Here is a 15,100-nt window from a genome sequence, read left to right on the forward strand (position 1 = left end):
TACCGGCGCAAGGTTTACGATTTTTTGCGATTTCTCAGGCGGCTTCTTTCACTGCTTCGGCAGTGACCTTCTTCCAGGGTGGCAGGAGGTTGTTCCAGACCGGATTGGACAGGGCGATGTCCATGTCGCGGGCAAAGATGCCGAAGCCGTCATAGCCGTGGTACGGGCCGGAGTAGTCCCAGGAGTGCATCTGGCGAAACGGAATGCCCATCTTCTGGAAAATGTACTTCTCCTTGATTCCTGAGCCGACCATGTCCGGCTTGATCCGCTTGACGAATTCCTCGAGCTCGAAGCCGTTGGCGTCGTCGTAGATCAGCGTCGCATTGCCCATCTCCTTGATCGTGCGATCGTAGTCGTCGTTGTGGCCGAATTCGTAGCCGGTGCCGACGACTTCCATCCCCAGGTCTTCGTAGGCGCCGATAATGTGACGCGGCCGCAGCCCGCCGACGTAGAGCATGACCTTCTTGCCCTGCAGCCGCGGCTTGAAGCGCGCGATGACCGCGTCCACCATCGGCTGATAGCGGGCGATGACCGCCTCGCACTTCTCCTTGACCGAATCGTCGAAAAAGGCAGCGATGCGGCGCATCGATTCGATGATCTTGGTCAGGCCGAAGAAGTTGTATTCCATGTAGGGAATGCCGTACTTCTCTTCCATGTGGCGGCTGATGTAGTTCATCGAGCGATAGCAGTGCAGCAGATTGAGCTTCACTTTCGGCGTGTTCATCATTTCCGCCAGCGTGCCGTCGCCGGACCACTGAGCGACCACGCGCAACGCCATCTCCTCAAGGAGGATACGGGTGGCCCAGGCGTCGCCGCCGATGTTGTAGTCGCCGATGATCGCCACGTCGTAAGGCGTCGTCTCCATGGTGACGCCGTCGCGTTTGTCGAGCACCCAGTCGCGGATCGTGTCGTTGGCGATGTGGTGGCCGAGTGACTGGGAGACGCCGCGGAAGCCTTCGCAGCGCACCGGGACGACCGGCTTGCCGATCGCCGCCGAAGTCTTCTTGGCGATCGCTTCGATGTCGTCACCGATCAGCCCGATCGGGCACTCGGACTGGACGCTGATGCCTTTGTTGAGCGGAAAGAGCTGGTCGATTTCCTCGATCAGTTTGCTCAGCTTCTTGTCGCCGCCGAAGACGATGTCCTTCTCCTGGAAGTCGGAGGTGAAGTTCATCGTCGCGAAGGTGTCCACCCCGGTGGTGCCGACGTAGTAGTTGCGCCGACCGGCGCGGGAAAACTGACCGCAGCCAATCGGGCCGTGCGAGATGTGGATCATGTCCTTGATCGGACCCCAGACCACACCCTTGGAACCGGCGTAGGCACAGCCGCGAACGGTCATCACGCCGGGCAACGTCTTGCGGTTCGAGGTGATGCACTTCTTGGATTGCTCGATACTTTGATCATTGACCGTCAGATGCTTGGCGCGGTCCTTCTTGGCTTTTTCGGGATAAACCTCGAGCACCTCTGCGATGAGGGCTTCGGTTTCCTCGCGAGACAGGGTCGTCATGCTTTCCTCCTGACGCCGCCACTCATCTGTGGTCGGCGTAGTGGTTGAAAATGGCGGGTTCGCTGGCCAGCAATCCGCCGGGTCTGGTAAGGCTCAGGCGGCTTCAGCGGCCAGTTCGGCGGCCAGTTCGGCGGCGGTCTTGCCGATGATTGCCGTGTTTTCGACTTCCATGATGCCGAACTCCATCAGCAGCTCTTCGAGCTGCTCCATCTCGATCGGCGTCGGGATGACGAAGTTGGTGTTGTTCACGATCTTCAGCGCCAACTGCCGGTACTCCTCGGCCTGCTGGTGCGTCGGATCGTATTCAATGACCGTCATGCGGCGGATTTCGGCGTGCTGCACGACGTTGTGCCGGGGAACGAAGTGGATCATGGTGGTGCCCAGGCGGGCAGCCAGCGCACTGACCAGGTCGTCTTCGCGGTCGGTGTTGCGGCTGTTGCAGATCAGGCCGGCCAGACGCACGCTACCCGAATTGGCATACTTGACGATGCCCTTGGAGATATTGTTGGCGGCGTACATGGCCATCATTTCGCCGGAGCAGACGATGTAGATTTCCTGCGCCTTGTTTTCGCGGATCGGCATCGCGAAGCCACCGCAAACCACGTCACCGAGCACGTCGTAGAAAACGAAGTCGAGGTCTTCGTCGTAAGCGCCTTCTTCTTCCAAAAAATTGATGGCGGTGATCACGCCGCGGCCGGCACAGCCGACGCCTGGCTCGGGGCCACCGGATTCAACGCACTTGATGCCGCCGAAACCGACCGACAGGACGTCTTCCAGTTCCAGGTCTTCGACCGATCCTGCTTCGGCAGCGAGGTGCATCACCGTGGTCTGAGCCTTGCTGTGCAGGATCAGGCGGGTCGAGTCGGCCTTCGGGTCACAGCCGACGATCATTACTTTCTTGCCGGCTTCGGCGATCGCCGCCACCAGATTCTGCGTGGTGGTGGACTTGCCGATGCCGCCTTTGCCGTAAATGGCACATTGACGCAGTTTAGCCATGGTGTAATCTCCTTGTACTGTCAGTCGATTTGCGAAGAAATCAGAGAGGGTCGCACCCTGACTTCTGCACATTGCGTGCCAGGTCGGCCGACAGACTGCAAGCTATTGAAGCAAAGATGAAAACAGAAATTGGAGTGGCGCCCGATGAGGCGCTGGGATGTGACAAATCAACGTTGCTTTGTCGGGGTGACGACAAAGCAACGTTGCCGCGCGAGGCGCGCCTGCCCATCAATCGCTGCAACCTGCCGGCGGTGGCGCTGGGCAGCCTGAGCTATCAGAAAAGCCCGACGCCGCTGCTCCTCGACGGCGTCGCCGAACTGCACCGCAACCTTTTCGACCGCCTGTACGCCGCCGCTCCCGGCGCCCGGGCCGGCGTTTTTCGCGATTACCTGACGGTTCACTTTCGCCTCGAACGTCCGGATGAAATGGGCTTTACCGGCTTGCGCAAGAGCCGCGCCAAGGCCAACTACGTGCGTCTGATCCGCGGCTGGAGTTTCGATTCCGACAGCCGCGACGGCGCCGTGCTCAAAGGGTGGGTCGAATCGCGCTTCGGCCTGATGCCGCGCTACCACGGCCAGCCGATGTTCGACCCTGCCGGCGACGCCTATCGTCGCTATCTGGAAATGCGCTCGCATGGCCTCTACGGCACCAGCGCGCTCGAGGCACAGTTCGACCTGGTCTATGGCTTCTGCCAACTGGAACTGGCGTTACGCCATCCGGGCGCGCGGCACGTGACGCTCTACCGCGGCGTCAATCGCATGGCCGACCACGAGATCCTGGCCAAAGGCGCAGGCGGGCGGCACGTCATCCTCTTGAACAACCTCAGTTCCTTCACCTGTAGCCGCGAACGCGCCGGCGAGTTCGGCGACTACATCCTGGCGGTGGACGTCCCGTTGACCAAGATTTTCTTCCACTGCGGCCTGCTGCCGGGAGTCCTGCAGGGCGAGGACGAATTTCTGGTGATTGGCGGAGTGGTCGATGTGACCTTGTCGACGCTGTGAGGGGAGGGGGGCATCGGACGTTGGCTACGGGGTGGCGACCCAAGGAGATGGTCCTGTGATTGCTGCGAGGGTTGCTGCGCAGCCATGGCAGAGGGTGACAAAGATGTTCTCGCAGCTCGCGTATGTCGCCTTGGCGGGACCTGGGCTCAACGGGGACTATCGGCCAGCCAGGGGAAGAATTCCGTGGAAGCGGTCATTGAGGTGCTCCGGGTGTATGCTGGCGACCGAAATTGCGTCGTGCTGCGCAATAATGAGAGCTATCCCTTCCGAACAATTGTGGAGTCAGCCATGAAGGTCTATTCAGCGGTAATTGAGCGGTGTGCCCAGACTGGCCTGTTCGTTGGTTATGTTCCGGGTTTTCCGGGCGCTCACTCGCAAGGCGAAACGCTCGATGAAGTCAACCGCAACCTGCAGGAAGTCATTGCAATGCTCCTGGAAGATGGCGAACCAATACTGGAGTCAGAGTTTGTTGGAGTTCAAAACGTCGCCGTGGCTTGATTATGGGCAATGTTCCGGTTCTCAAACCTGATCAAGTCACAGCAATTCTTGTTAGACTCGGCTTCACGGAAGTCCGCCAACGCGGTTCCCATAAACAATTCCGCGATGCCACCGGTCGCTGTACCAGGTGCCGTTTCATCAAGGTCGAGATATCTCCCCAAGCTTGCTCCGTCAAATCGCCAAGGACGTCGGCCTCCCGCTTGATGAGTTGATCAAGCACAGATAGGCTACCTCCCTACATGCCAGCCGATGTTCAACCCTTCCGGCGACGCCTATCGTCGCTGCCTGGAAATGCGCTCGCATGGCCTCTACGGCACCAGCGGGCTCAAGGCGCAGTTTGCCCTGGTCTACGCGTTCTGCCAAGTAGAACTGGCGTTACGCCATCCGGGCGTGCGGCACGTCACGCTCTACCGCGGCGTCAATCGCATGGCGGACCACGAAATTCTCGCCCAAGGCGGCGTCGGGCGGCACGTCATCCTCTTGAACAACCTCAGTTCCTTCACCTGCAGCCGCGAACGCGCCGGCGAGTTCGGCGACTACATCCTGGCGGTGGAAGTCCCGCTGACCAAGATCTTCTTTCACTGCGACCTGCTGCCGGGAGTCCTGCAGGGCGAGGACAAATTTCTGGTGATCGGCGGGGTCGTCGATGTGACCTTGTCGACGCTGCGAGGGGACGGTGGGGGTATCTGAGCGTCGGGAGTCGACTCTTCGGCAGCCACCTGAGTAGACGGCGAGGGCGATTGCTGCGGGTGTCTGTTGCTCGGTCTTTGCTTGACGGTCTTGGGGCGCTGGCAGTTCGCCCATGTCCGCTTTGCGGAAGCAGAGCTAGACGAGTACTATCGGCCAGAAGCAGCCAGTGGCGACAGCGCCACAAAGTTGCCGTTCCCGCGTTCTCGGTGTATGCTGATGCCCTGTATTTGACTTGCCGCTTTTCACCTTTATATAGCGCTGTATAGCCAACACAAGCAAGTTCTGAAAAGCCTTCAGTAAAACTAGAGAGGCTTTTGGCGCGATCAATGGTGCCGACCTAGGGAGCAGACGCCAGGGTTATGCAGCAAAGCTGCTCCCGATAACAAAGTTGGCGAACAGGGAGAATTTTGATGGACCTTTCGGTCGTAGCCGGATCATTTGCAACAATCGTAGGGCTTCTAAGTAATTTCAGTTCCGAGCGATCGAGCGCTGATCTGAAGGAATTCATCGCGTGGCTAAAGGAGAAGCGCCACGAAGACGTTGCATCTGTTATTGAAGGTAACGCGATCCTTTTTCAGCAACTTACTGCTATTTTTTTAAGTAACCATGAGGAACTAATCGCAAGGCTGGCTTCCCTTGACCAAATTCTGTCCTCTGTAGCTTCGCATATGGAGAGTTTCTCTGGGCTCGCCTTATCTATTCACCCGAAGGTCGAGATATCAGAACAAGCTTTTTCTGTTCTTAGGCAGCTTGTTGAATCCGGTGCGAAGCTGTTTATGGAGCACGAGATTATGTCGGGCGAGCCCGACGAGTACCAGCTTATGAACGGGGCGAATGGCAAGATCAAATACGATGAGCCGAGATTCATGGAAGATGATTTGAATACTCTTGTCCGTCATGGGTTTCTTAACCTTGAGATCGCTAGTCGCGGAAGTCGTCGCTTCTTGGTAACCAGAGAAGCTGTAAGGTTCATTCATGCGGCTATTCGCTAACAAATCGCTGCAGGCGCGTCGATCCTGACGGGCCGCGGCCTGAACTCAAACGTTGACTGTCAGCTTTCCAAGTCAGGCTACTTCCGCTGTGGGTAGGTTGCAGACATTCAGGAAACGCGAAAGCGGCGTTCTCCGGCCCCTCGCTACGACAAGCCGCCAACGTCGGCTCTGGCCGAGGAGCAGTCCGACGTCAGATTCCAGCGACCGGCAGCTTTATGATCAGTAAGCCGCCATTGCCCATGATAAATTCATGACGCGGGTTTGGGTCGGAAGCGGGAATTCACGCTGCCCGGAAGTAGCCGTCGACGTGGATGTGTTCGCAATGGTCTGGTTTCGGCGATCAGCAGACGGTGACGATGTTGCCATAAAGCCGTCGTTCAGGCCTTTTCGGTGTATGCTAGCGCCCTATATTCTTCCGTGCTACTTTACGTGTTTTTGTACTTCAAGAATACTCAACATACAGCGTAAAACATTTAGAAGAGTGGGTTTCAGGTATGACGACTTAAGGAACCGGTGCCGGAGTTGTGCAGCAAACCGGCTCCTGATAACAAAGTTAGGCGGTTCCGATGATTGATGCCACTGACGATTTAAAAGACCGGTTGTTAGTCGCGCTCGTACACAGCGACGCGGAGAGTCGAAGCGACCGAGCTAACAGACTCGTGTGGCTTTCACGCTTTATGCAGCCGTCAGAGATCATTTCTGGTCGTCTTGAACCATTAAGTCTCCTTGAGGAAGCGCGGGTTTGCTACGTCAATGGGCACTATATAGCCGTTCTGCTAACAGCTACCGCATTCATTGAGCAAACTCTAGTCGAGGAACTCGAAGATCTAGCCATTATTGGACCCCGCGAGACACTTGCCAAGGCAACCGAGACCGCCAGAAAGGCAGAATTGTTTTCTGTTGAATTACTCGCTGCAACTGACGATCTTCGAAAGATTCGGAACCCGTTTGCTCATCGAAAGCCCGATGACCATACACAAAATCTGAGCACGCGTTTTCGTGTCCGGAAAATGCATCCAAAATCTGTGCTAGAAGAAGATGCTCAGCACGCTATAGAGACCATGTATGAGTATTTCTCGCTCACACTCAAACCGGCCTAAGCTGGTCCGTCACCCCGTTCGCCTCGCTCTCTGGATGCTCTGCAATAAACGTGTGCAGCGCTAGTTGGCTTTACTCCGGCAGGTTCTTCACCCATGACACACTACCAGCAGATAATCATCGATATTCTCCAAGAGCAACACAGCCATCTTGCGAGCACCAAACAAGCCAGACTTGAAAGGTCGCGGTCGGAGTTGACCACATCTATTCTCGCTTGGAAAAAGTACACAGGCGGACCGTGTGGCCACGAAAGTCAAGACGAAAGAATATCTAAGTTGGCTGCACGTTTGGACGCATTACCTGACAAGGCAAGTATTACTCCTCTTGACACTCAATTTTTCATTGCAAGACTCTCAGAAATTGATGATGCGATAGCCAAGTATCGAGAAGTACTATCGATCAAACGTCGACAAACTGAATTTCTAGGCGACTATGGTAATGTCGACAATGAGAAGTGGATCAAAGAAATCTTCCGCTTTATCCAGCGAAATCCCACGGTCGATCAAGCTGTCAAAAGTCTGGAGGTGGCCACCAAAGAAGCCGAGCTTAATGTCAACTGGAGATCTACAGTCGCCGAGCGCATAAACGAGCAAATCGCACCCGCAACAGCCTTACTTGATGTTGAACCCTCGGATGGGGTTGCGTTCGAACATGCATGTCTGCTCGTACTTCAGAAATCGGGTTGGTCAGCTAGGCTGACTCCGCCGACTGGCGACCAAGGCGTAGATATTCTGGCAAAGAAGAATGGCATATCGGTGGCGATTCAGTGTAAAAATTATCGCGGGCCCGTAGGGAATAGTGCGATTCAAGAAGTTTATGCCGGCAAGTCCTTCTATGAAGCCGATGTCGCAGTCGCAGTGTCCCGGTCTAGCTACACGCCAAGCGGCTGTCTCCTTGCGAAGAAACTAGGAGTATTGCTGCTTGACCAAGCATCGCTGAATCGGCTGGAGGAGTTAATTTTAGCGCGTTGAAAAATCTACCCATCCTTCAGCACAGGCTGGCCCAGCTTTATCGGCCAGCCGGTTAACTGAAACATTGAAGGTCTGCTTCTCGAATCTTGAAGGTCGCCTTTGAGTCGGAAGCGGAAATGCAGGTTATCTGACAGCAGTCGTCGACGTGGATGTCTTGGTAATCGTCTGGTTTCGCCCAGGAACCGGCGCCGAAGAATTCCGTCCAAAACGGTCATTGAGGCCCTCGGGGTGAATGCTATGGAGATACATGCGAAGTGCTGCTTTTCGCGGAAATCTGGTACCACGGAGAAGTGGCAGCCGTATGAGCGAAGGCCTGCTGGGAAGCCCCCTCAAGCGCGATGAACGGTGCCGACTTAGGGAGCGGGTGCCGGAGTTGCGCAGCAAAACTGCTTCCGATAACAAAGTTGGGCATTTCTTTACCCTGTTGAATCGTCTATCAAAGGAGAGCCATCATGCAAGTCAATCCCGTTGTCTGGTTTGAAATTTACGTACAGGACATGCAGAGAGCCAGGAAGTTCTATGAAGCCGTACTTGGCATCACGCTGGAGAAAATGCCTGCTCCGACTGCGGAAATGAGTATGGAAATGTGGGCATTCCCATCTGATAAAGCGACTGCTCAAACTTCGTATGGTGCATGCGGCATGCTGGTCAAAATGGAGGGCCTTGCTTCCGCCGGTGGTGGCACATTGGTTTACTTTGGCTGCAAAGACTGCGCTGTAGAAGCGTCACGTGTGGCATCGAATGGCGGCGCGGTCGTGAAGGAAAAAATGTCCATTGGCGAGCACGGATTTATAGCTTTGGCTCGCGATACAGAGGGAAACATGATTGGTTTCCACTCCATGTGAGTAACGCAGCACCATGCCCAAATGGGATGGCCGAGCCTTGCGCCCCGGTAGGAATTTGCGTCATCGAACTGCCGGATACATGATCCGTTCGTCCGGTATTGGAGGGGGAGGCCGCGAGGCTTTTTCCTGTCCCAATTAGGCCCCCATGAACAAACTCTTCATTGTGCCCTTTTGCCTTATTTCAGGTTCTGTCATTGCCCAGCCCAATCCCGATCCCGCTAGAGGACTTTGGTATGGAAAATGGGTCTTGGCGCTTGTTCCAGTTGCATTGGGACTCGTTTTCCATCTGTTGACTCTTGGGGTGGCGGTCTTCCTTATTCGTGAATGCGTCCGGCAGGGGCGATTCAAGCGCATGTCCGGCTTACCATTTGTCGGCCCCTTCTTTATCTGTTTGGGGCTCTGGTGGTCTCCATCTGGCATCCCGGTCTGGGTGTACGTTTTCCCATGGGGCCTTGAATTCCTGGCTGGCATCGCTTGCGTCTTGGTCCAAAAGGCAACCCATGCCAAGCCGGAGTAACGTCATTTTGCGTCGTCGGCCATTGATGCGACTGCGAGGGCTGCTGTCTGGGGGGCGGCGGCCTGCTGCCGACCAGTTCAGTAGGGTGCAATAAGCGAAGCGCATTGCACCGCAACACACCGCATGTCCTGCGCAATGCCCGTTGGTTATTGCGCCCTACGCCATCCTGGCGCGCGGCACGCTATTTTGCTCGGCAACCGAAGTGGTTAAACGGGAAATCGTTTAGGCATGTTGTGTCGTCCGGGGAGCGGCGGCCTGTTGCCGACCTGCGGTCACATTCCTGGCAGCGGCGAAAACGTTCCTCGATAACGGTCGATTTCCGCCTCCGGCACACCTTCAGCCGCCAGAAAGCGCCGCCAGCCCGTACGTACTGTGGCCGCCGCGTCATCCAGATGTTCGCGTGCTTCTCCTGCCTCGTAGCCGTAGTGGCGCTCCGCCGCCTCAAGTAGATCCTTGCGGGATGCTGCCCAGACCAGGCGAGGAACCGGGATGGCACGCCCGCGGGGGACATGCAGATAGGCCAGCGACAATGTCGGCAGCTCGCGAGCCAGCGGCGGTGCTACGAGGTCAAAGGCCGGTGACAGCGCCCAATGCTTGCCCGCCATGTTGACGCACAGCAGGCCGTGGTTCCTGGCGTGATCGTCCGTATTGCGGATCAGGGCATTGAAGACGATACGCCGCCACAACTCCCGCCGAGCTTCGCGGTGATTGGCCTGTCCTCCACACCAACGGGCCATGGCATCGGCGAGGGCAACGTAGCTCCTGCGCAGGCTGTCGGCGTTGAAACCGCAGGTGCTAAATGCCCTCATGCCCGCTTCTGCCTGAGCCCGGGTGCGGGCTTGCTTGTCCAGACGCAGAATCGCATGGGCGCTGACGAAGCCGATCCGTCCCGCGCCTCCGGGCACCCCGGCCACGGATACCCGGTCGAAGCGGCGTGTCAACAGCGCCGTGTTGCGGCCATCGGGCAGGTGCCAGAGTGTTCCCTCGCAGGCATCCACCCCGCACTGGCGGGCGAGCTTCAACATTGCGCTCTCCACGTGGGGCAGCCACGGGTCGTCGCCTCTGGCCGGAAACTTCGCCAGGTATTGCACACCTTCGATGACCAGAGTCAGCTTGGGCTTGGTCCCACCGAGGCTGGTTCCGTTTTCTACTGCGTCCAGCACCTGGGACTGAATGTCCGTAATCGCCTGGCCTTGGGCCTTGATCTCTTCGATGATGGCCAGAAACTGGTCCATCGCCAATACACGGCGGCGTTCCGGAGTCATTTCCCCGAGGGCGAGATTGCCCACACCGTCGACGGGACACAGGGTCAGGGCCTCGAAGTCATCAAGCGGCCGTTCCAGCCGGCGCTGCAATAGATGCACTCCCCAGGCGTCCGGGCCGGCATCCTGAAAAATCGGAAAGATACCCGATCCATCATGGATCGGCAGCGAATGCGGGCGAACAGGCATGTCGGGTGCCAGAGGAGGGTGTTTGGCCGCCAGGTAGGCGTCGTCGTAATGGAAATGACCGCGACCGGGCGTATGGAAGAACTCCCCTGCCCGTACCGGGTCCAGTTCGCCCGCTAACCAGACCCATACGGGTGCGCTACGCTCGGTGCTCATGACGCCGAATCATCCGGGTGCTGCCAGAACGGAAACGGTGCGTCGAGCAGCCAGGCCGCACGGGCGTAATGGCCGATCTGCACGGTGGGAGCCCCTTTTTCCAGGCTGACCAACGTCGCCGGCGCCACTCCCATCATGTCGGCAAGGACTCGTTGGGAGTACCCACGCCCTTTGCGCGCCATAGCCAGCAGATGGCCAAGCTCCTGCAAAGCGGCCTGCGTTTCAAGCGGAAGCGGAGCGATCTGGAATGCGCGAATCTTTGGCATGAGATAACTTATTGGTTCAAAAACGGCATTACAGCATTATAAGTTAGATCAGGTCAGTAGGGTGCGATAAGCGAAGCGCATTGCACCGCAATACACCGCATGCCACCGGCGCAATGCCCGTTGGTTATTGCGCCCTACGCCCTCCTGGCGCGCGGCACGTCATGGTGCTGCCGCAACGTCAATTGCCTGGCCGACCACGAAATGCCGGCCAAACGCGACGGCGGCCGGCACGCCATTCTGCTCGGCAAGCGAAGTGGTCAAACGGGAAATCGTATAGCCATATTGTGTCGTCGGCCATTGATGCGACTGCGACTGCGACTGCGACGGCTGCGGTCGCGGCAGCTTGTTACCGACCAGCGGTCACATTCTCAGGTTGTTTTCAGCAAGGCGGCGAACTTTTCGGCTGGCAGAGGGCGGTTGAAGTAGTAGCCCTGTCCTTCGGCACAGTGATGGGCCTGCAGGAAAGCAAGTTGTTGCGGCGTTTCGATGCCTTCCGCGATGACGTGCAGCTTGAGGCTCTTGCCCATGGCAATGATCGCGCTGACGATGGCCTTTTCCTCGCTACCGTCGTCGATATCCTTTACGAAGGACTGGTCAATTTTCAGCGTATCGATCGGAAAGCTGCGCAGATAGCTCAGGCTGGAATAGCCTGTGCCAAAGTCATCAATGGCAATCTGCACGCCGAGCGTCTTGAGCCCGCGCAGGATTTCGCTTGTCGGCGCCGTGTCCTGCATCAGGCCGCTTTCGGTCATTTCAAGTTCGAGACGACACGGGGCGAGACCGGTGTCGTCGAGAACGGCCCGGACGCCAGCGAGAAAACCTGCGCCATGAAACTCGACCGCCGAGACATTGACGGCGATTTGCCCGATATCGAGACCGGCCTGCAACCACTCCGCTGTCTGACGACAGGCTTCGCTCAGCACCCACTTGCCAAGCGGCACGATCAGGCCGCAGTTCTCGGCGACGTTCACGAAGGTGCTCGGGTAAACGAGCGGTTGATCGCCTTGCCGCAGGCGGACCAGTGCTTCGGCGCCGGTGATGGCGCCCGTCTGGAGATTCACCTTCGGCTGGTAATGCAAAACCAGTCCGTGCTGCTCGAGAGCCTGATGCAGCGACTCTTCGCCGGATCTTCGCGCGACCGCGTGCTCGTTCATGTCCGACGTGAACATGCGATAGGTGCCGCGCCCATTTTTCTTGGCGTGATACATCGCGGTGTCGGCGTTCTTGATCATCGTTTCAGCGTCCTGGCCATCGTCAGGGTAGAGGCTGATGCCAATGCTCAGGGTGACGTGCAGCCGATGGGCACCGATCAGATGCGGCGCGGCCATGACCGTGAGCAATTTTTCCGCCGTGACGGCAGCGTCTTGCACCGCCTCGACTTCCGCCAGCAGCACGACGAATTCGTCGCCCCCCTGGCGGCTGACGGTATCGGAGCGGCGAGAGAGGCACGCTTGCAGGCGCGTGGCGGCCGACTGCAACAACTGGTCGCCGACAGCATGGCCGAGCGAATCGTTGATGTGTTTGAAGTGGTCGAGGTCGAGATACATCAACGCGACTCGCTTGCCATGCCGCTGCCCGAGCGCGATCGACTGTGCCAGGCGCTCCCTCAGCAGTGCTCGATTCGGCAAACCGGTGAGGAAATCGTGCTGGGCCATATAAGACATCTCGGCGCTGGCGTTTTCCGCAGCCTCGGTCATCGTATGGGCGCGGATCGTCGCCACGACCAGGCGCTCGTTCGCTTCCCGCAAGTGCGCCTCGGTGATCGCGCCCGGTTGGACTTTGGCCTGCGCCGCGTCTTCGCTCTGGTCGGCGGCTTCCTGGCGCCGATCTGCGGACTCTTGCCGCAGGTCAGCGGTCGCTTGGCGGAGGTCGGCGGTCACTTGCCGCAGCTCGGCGGTCGCTTGGCGCAGGTCCGCATTTTCTTCGCGCTGATCAGCGGTCTGTTTGCCGGCCAGGAGGGCCGCCGCGTGCGTTGTGGGGCTATTCAGGGCGGCGGCGTGCGGCGATAATAGTCTGCTTTCCCTGGTCTTCGCCGGCTGCCGGGCGGTATCCTTTCCCGGCGTGAGATTCTTCCTGCGCATTGCATTCTCCTCAGTTGACCGTGTCGGATGGCGAGGTCTGCGTCGGCCGCCCGCCGAGCATTCCTTCATAGTCGCGCACCAGGCCGCCGATGACGATGCTGCCGTCGATGATCTCGAACTGCCGGAGTTCGTTGCTGTGGGCGCTTGCACGTACCTTGACCACGGCCATGACACGCTTCAGGCGACTCTCGATTTCGATATAGCGCTGGACAATGATGGCGTCGGTGAGGAACGCCGAACCGTAGGGGCTGAAGCGCAGATCAGTATAGCGGTCTTCCAGTTCCGATGTCATCATTACCGTCACGCCCAGGCCGGAGAGCAGGGCGACCATGCGGAACAGCGACTCGCGAAAGTCCTGGCGAAAGCTGGGCGCCACGGCCAGTTCGAAGCCCGATAGCGAGTCGATCACCACGCGGGTGGCGTTCATCTGATGGATGAGGTCGACCAGACGCTGCACAATCTCGTCGATGGATAAATCAAGCGAGCGCGTATTGATCAGGCCGAGGCAGCCGGCGCGGACCATGTCGTTGATGGTGCGCGTTCGCGACTGACTCGGCGTTTGTTCGAAGGCGACGATGATGCCCGGTTCGCCGCGGCGAACACCTTCGCTCAGAAAGGCCGTCGCAAGGATGGTCTTTCCGGACCCGGAAGGTCCCGCCACCAGGATCGAATAGCCCGCCGGCAAGCCGCCGCCCAGCATCTCATCGAGCTTGGGCACGCCCATGGTCAGCCGCGCGCCGCCAGGCCGCCGTGTGGAAGCGTCTTGTGGCAACCCGCTATCGTCGCGGACGATCGCCGCCGGAAAGACTTCGATCCCGTGGCCAGTGATGCGGAAGGTATGTTTTCCGGGGCGGGTTGCCTGGCCACGCATTTTCAGTATCTGCAGTTTGCGCACCATCGAATTGCGCGAGACGAGCTGCTCCAGCGAGAACAGGCCGTCAGCCACCGTGAGCACCGGCGGGCAGTCCTTCTCCGCCCCATATTGTCCGATCAGGAAGGTGGTTGCCTGCCAGCCGGAGAGGTGGTTGCCGAGCTTCTGAATGAACTGTTGCGCGCTATAGCTGCCTTGCGTCAGGCGTCCTGCTTCGGGTATGACCGAACGGAATGAATCGACGAAAACCAAAGCCGGAGAGAAGGCTTCGACTTCCTCGGTGATGCGCGCCAGCACCTGGTCGAAATTGCCGGTCGCCACGTCGTCGCTCAAATTGATGAAGCGTATCGATGCATTGATCTTTTCGGTGTCGAAGAAGGAAAACTGCTGCTGATAGCGCAGCATCTTCAAAGGCGGCTCGCCGAGCGCGGTGAAGAATAGCGCCGGCCGCTCCGGAGTCGCCAGGGAGAACATGATCTGGTGTGCCAGGGTGGTCTTGCCGGAGCCGGGTGCGCCAATGATCAGATTGAAGGAAAATTCCGGCAGGCCACCCTCCAGTATGGCGTCGAGCCCCGGCACGCCGGTAGCGAGCCGCTGGATAGTCACGTTGTCGCTCATGGTGTTCATTCCTGTTCAGATGTCGGTAACGGCGGTGCTCAGATCGGGCCCAGCAGACGCTCGGTCAACGACTCTCCGATCAAGCTTGCCAGTAGTTCGATGAAGGTCACCACGAGGGCGTCGCTGGTTGCCATGGCCAGAGCCGCGTCGCGGACTGCGAGATGCGCTTGCAGGCTGGCCAGCAGGGCGCAGTGGTCGGCTTCCTTGCCGACAAGGTCGAGGTCGGGGAAGGTCTTGGCGGTGACATGCAGCGAACGACGGAAGAGGACGTCCACACCCTGCCCGCCGATCACCGGTGCAAGCCGGAGGGCCGCCTCATGCCAGGTACTGACGGCGGCTTCGGCGACCGCACTCGCGTCGGCGGCGCCCCTCGCCCGATGCACCAGCATTCCTTTGATGAGTTCGTGATTGATCTCGCCACCCAATTGACTTTGCCGTATGCCGTATGGTGAGAGCCAGGTAAGCGCCTTTTGCCCGGCCCTGCTTCCCCGCAACTGTCGGGGTTTCCTGTAAACCCAGGCGCGACTCCGTGCGGCGCCGCACAT

General features: G+C 58.5%; 15 protein-coding genes and 1 pseudogene. 9 read left to right on the forward strand and 7 right to left on the reverse strand.

From position 1 onward, the window contains the following. Positions 1-34: 34 nt before the first annotated feature. A complete protein-coding gene (nifD, locus tag ACCAA_RS14410) occupies positions 35-1,507 on the reverse strand; it encodes a nitrogenase molybdenum-iron protein alpha chain (RefSeq protein WP_186407935.1) in 1,473 nt (490 codons plus the stop codon). A gap of 93 nt (positions 1,508-1,600) precedes the next feature. Beyond that, positions 1,601-2,503 carry a nitrogenase iron protein gene (gene nifH, locus ACCAA_RS14415; RefSeq protein WP_186407936.1) on the reverse strand — a complete coding sequence of 301 codons (903 nt, stop codon included), beginning with the start codon at positions 2,501-2,503 and terminating at the stop codon, positions 1,601-1,603. 116 nt (positions 2,504-2,619) lie between these two features. Between nifH and ACCAA_RS14420 the strand changes: the two genes are divergently transcribed. The 9 genes and pseudogenes from ACCAA_RS14420 to ACCAA_RS14460 all read left to right on the forward strand — a co-directional run bounded on the left by ACCAA_RS14420 (position 2,620) and on the right by ACCAA_RS14460 (position 9,115). After that, complete coding sequence (locus ACCAA_RS14420; protein ID WP_186407937.1) at positions 2,620-3,504, forward strand: NAD(+)--dinitrogen-reductase ADP-D-ribosyltransferase; 885 nt, start codon at positions 2,620-2,622, stop codon at positions 3,502-3,504. Between the two features lie 288 nt (positions 3,505-3,792). Then, entirely contained in the window at positions 3,793-4,002 is a 210-nt protein-coding gene (locus ACCAA_RS14425) for a type II toxin-antitoxin system HicB family antitoxin (RefSeq protein WP_186407971.1), read from the forward strand. Between the two features lie 2 nt (positions 4,003-4,004). Next, positions 4,005-4,228, forward strand: a pseudogene (locus ACCAA_RS14430) (type II toxin-antitoxin system HicA family toxin). Between the two features lie 23 nt (positions 4,229-4,251). Further along, positions 4,252-4,692 (forward strand): NAD(+)--dinitrogen-reductase ADP-D-ribosyltransferase, encoded by a 441-nt coding sequence (locus tag ACCAA_RS14435; RefSeq protein ID WP_186407938.1) that lies wholly within the window; start codon positions 4,252-4,254, stop codon positions 4,690-4,692. A gap of 410 nt (positions 4,693-5,102) precedes the next feature. Continuing rightward, positions 5,103-5,684, forward strand: coding sequence for a hypothetical protein (locus ACCAA_RS14440; RefSeq protein ID WP_186407939.1), 582 nt, complete (start codon positions 5,103-5,105; stop codon positions 5,682-5,684). Between the two features lie 566 nt (positions 5,685-6,250). After that, positions 6,251-6,784 carry a hypothetical protein gene (locus ACCAA_RS14445; protein WP_186407940.1) on the forward strand — a complete coding sequence of 178 codons (534 nt, stop codon included), beginning with the start codon at positions 6,251-6,253 and terminating at the stop codon, positions 6,782-6,784. A gap of 93 nt (positions 6,785-6,877) precedes the next feature. Then, positions 6,878-7,753, forward strand: a complete 876-nt coding sequence (locus ACCAA_RS14450; RefSeq protein WP_186407941.1) for a restriction endonuclease — start codon at positions 6,878-6,880, stop codon at positions 7,751-7,753. Between the two features lie 452 nt (positions 7,754-8,205). Continuing rightward, positions 8,206-8,598, forward strand: a complete 393-nt coding sequence (locus ACCAA_RS14455; protein ID WP_186407942.1) for a VOC family protein — start codon at positions 8,206-8,208, stop codon at positions 8,596-8,598. A 145-nt stretch (positions 8,599-8,743) separates the two neighbouring features. Further along, the gene (locus ACCAA_RS14460) at positions 8,744-9,115 is read left to right on the forward strand and encodes a hypothetical protein (protein WP_186407943.1); all 372 of its coding nucleotides are present in this window, start codon (positions 8,744-8,746) and stop codon (positions 9,113-9,115) included. A gap of 272 nt (positions 9,116-9,387) precedes the next feature. Here ACCAA_RS14460 and ACCAA_RS14465 read toward each other — a convergent pair whose 3' ends face one another. The 5 genes from ACCAA_RS14465 to ACCAA_RS14485 all read right to left on the reverse strand — a co-directional run bounded on the left by ACCAA_RS14465 (position 9,388) and on the right by ACCAA_RS14485 (position 14,938). Continuing rightward, positions 9,388-10,719: a type II toxin-antitoxin system HipA family toxin gene (locus tag ACCAA_RS14465; protein ID WP_186407944.1), complete on the reverse strand. Its 1,332-nt coding sequence runs from the start codon at positions 10,717-10,719 to the stop codon at positions 9,388-9,390. Further along, on the reverse strand, positions 10,716-10,985 hold the full coding sequence (locus ACCAA_RS14470; RefSeq protein ID WP_186407945.1) for a helix-turn-helix domain-containing protein: 270 nt from the start codon (positions 10,983-10,985) through the stop codon (positions 10,716-10,718). Before ACCAA_RS14470 ends, ACCAA_RS14465 begins: the two co-directional genes overlap by 4 nt. Positions 10,986-11,353: 368 nt before the next feature. Continuing rightward, complete coding sequence (locus tag ACCAA_RS14475) at positions 11,354-13,066, reverse strand: putative bifunctional diguanylate cyclase/phosphodiesterase (protein ID WP_245754584.1); 1,713 nt, start codon at positions 13,064-13,066, stop codon at positions 11,354-11,356. A 10-nt stretch (positions 13,067-13,076) separates the two neighbouring features. Beyond that, a complete protein-coding gene (locus ACCAA_RS14480; protein ID WP_186407946.1) occupies positions 13,077-14,555 on the reverse strand; it encodes an ATPase domain-containing protein in 1,479 nt (492 codons plus the stop codon). Positions 14,556-14,593: 38 nt separating this feature from the next. Beyond that, positions 14,594-14,938 carry a hypothetical protein gene (locus tag ACCAA_RS14485; protein WP_186407947.1) on the reverse strand — a complete coding sequence of 115 codons (345 nt, stop codon included), beginning with the start codon at positions 14,936-14,938 and terminating at the stop codon, positions 14,594-14,596. Positions 14,939-15,100: the final 162 nt, after the last annotated feature.

Source organism: Candidatus Accumulibacter aalborgensis, assembly GCF_900089955.1.
Classification (GTDB): domain Bacteria; phylum Pseudomonadota; class Gammaproteobacteria; order Burkholderiales; family Rhodocyclaceae; genus Accumulibacter; species Accumulibacter aalborgensis.

Excerpts from the sequence above, each read along its gene's own strand:
- nifD (WP_186407935.1), bottom strand. The coding sequence starts at position 1,507 with ATGACGACCCTGTCTCGCGAGGAAACCGAAGCCCTCATCGCAGAGGTG.
- nifH (WP_186407936.1), bottom strand. The coding sequence starts at position 2,503 with ATGGCTAAACTGCGTCAATGTGCCATTTACGGCAAAGGCGGCATCGGC.
- ACCAA_RS14420 (WP_186407937.1), top strand. The coding sequence starts at position 2,620 with ATGAAAACAGAAATTGGAGTGGCGCCCGATGAGGCGCTGGGATGTGAC.
- ACCAA_RS14425 (WP_186407971.1), top strand. The coding sequence starts at position 3,793 with ATGAAGGTCTATTCAGCGGTAATTGAGCGGTGTGCCCAGACTGGCCTG.
- ACCAA_RS14435 (WP_186407938.1), top strand. The coding sequence starts at position 4,252 with ATGTTCAACCCTTCCGGCGACGCCTATCGTCGCTGCCTGGAAATGCGC.
- ACCAA_RS14440 (WP_186407939.1), top strand. The coding sequence starts at position 5,103 with ATGGACCTTTCGGTCGTAGCCGGATCATTTGCAACAATCGTAGGGCTT.
- ACCAA_RS14445 (WP_186407940.1), top strand. The coding sequence starts at position 6,251 with ATGATTGATGCCACTGACGATTTAAAAGACCGGTTGTTAGTCGCGCTC.
- ACCAA_RS14450 (WP_186407941.1), top strand. The coding sequence starts at position 6,878 with ATGACACACTACCAGCAGATAATCATCGATATTCTCCAAGAGCAACAC.
- ACCAA_RS14455 (WP_186407942.1), top strand. The coding sequence starts at position 8,206 with ATGCAAGTCAATCCCGTTGTCTGGTTTGAAATTTACGTACAGGACATG.
- ACCAA_RS14460 (WP_186407943.1), top strand. The coding sequence starts at position 8,744 with ATGAACAAACTCTTCATTGTGCCCTTTTGCCTTATTTCAGGTTCTGTC.
- ACCAA_RS14465 (WP_186407944.1), bottom strand. The coding sequence starts at position 10,719 with ATGAGCACCGAGCGTAGCGCACCCGTATGGGTCTGGTTAGCGGGCGAA.
- ACCAA_RS14470 (WP_186407945.1), bottom strand. The coding sequence starts at position 10,985 with ATGCCAAAGATTCGCGCATTCCAGATCGCTCCGCTTCCGCTTGAAACG.
- ACCAA_RS14475 (WP_245754584.1), bottom strand. The coding sequence starts at position 13,066 with ATGCGCAGGAAGAATCTCACGCCGGGAAAGGATACCGCCCGGCAGCCG.
- ACCAA_RS14480 (WP_186407946.1), bottom strand. The coding sequence starts at position 14,555 with ATGAGCGACAACGTGACTATCCAGCGGCTCGCTACCGGCGTGCCGGGG.